Source organism: Paenibacillus ottowii (genome assembly GCF_050516475.1).
In the GTDB taxonomy this organism is placed as follows: domain Bacteria; phylum Bacillota; class Bacilli; order Paenibacillales; family Paenibacillaceae; genus Paenibacillus; species Paenibacillus ottowii.
Map to the genome: position 1 here is coordinate 1,725,901 of NZ_CP191577.1, position 1,096 is coordinate 1,726,996.

Sequence of the window (1,096 nt, forward strand, 5' to 3'; positions counted from 1 at the left end):
GTACTATTTATTGAATTTGAAATTTGTTCATTTAAAATCAAATTAATTATATTTCTTAAAGTAGATACATTTAATTTTTTCAATTTTATATCGCTTATAGGTGTTTTCTTTATATCCATTTGATTTGGATGCTCTTTTATCCAATTTTTAAGGTCAAAATCTATCGATTTTAAACTTGATATTTTTTTATAAATGAGTTCGTTAATTAATTTTAGCAAGTGCTGCGTATAAGCCTCGGTACTTTTCGGGATATATCCTGTGATATTTTGAGTATTTCTGCCAAACTCGAACTGCTGTATTGTATCTTTCCTTATTGATAAAATACTATCTTTTCGCTTACTTTTTGCAAAATCTTTATTGTAGTTGCATTCCATGAGTATTTCTTTATAAAAAGGAATAAGTTCTTTATTCTCTTTGTAAATAATCATTAAGGGATCAAATGATACAATTTCGTTTAAAGATTGAATATTAACTCCATTAATTATTATTGGAAGATGCCTAGCAATATTTGCTCCAAACCTATTACACACTTTGAGTTCAAAAGTAATACCAGGATCAACCTCAGGCTTCTCCCCATCAAAATCCAAAGTCTGATTAGGATCGCCTATAAACTGTAATACATTCCCTTTATTCATAAATATTTTTTTTATAATATCAATACTTTGAGGGTTAGTATCTTGATTCAATTTTTTTTTGATATAAGGTAAAGCTAAATAAGTATTAAAGAACTGATGAATAGTCCCAACAAAATGAGGATGTTTGATTTTTGATATACCCATTCTATTTAAGATTCGATTAATTTCATCAACAGCAACATTAGTATGTGTAATAATGCATATTGCATCTCTCGAATTTTCACTGGCCATTTTCATTAACATTAAAACTATTTTGGCTGATAAGCATGTTGTTTTACCAACACCTGGACCAGCAATAATATATTTAGTTTCAAATAAGTTTATAAATTCCTTTTGATTGTCATTAAAACATTTACCATCCAGAGTGACAGCTTCAATAATCTTGATATCCTGTTCACTAAATATCATAAGCATCTCCAGTGACATGTTTTATGGCATCAATCAAATACCTTATTTTATTA

Annotated in this window: 1 protein-coding gene; it reads right to left on the reverse strand. The window is 27.7% G+C overall.

Annotated elements, in window-relative coordinates:
- Positions 1-1,061, reverse strand: a 1,061-nt coding sequence (locus tag ACQQ6X_RS08150) for a UvrD-helicase domain-containing protein (RefSeq protein WP_430493560.1), incomplete at its 3' end; no start/stop codon positions are given.
- Positions 1,062-1,096: the final 35 nt, after the last annotated feature.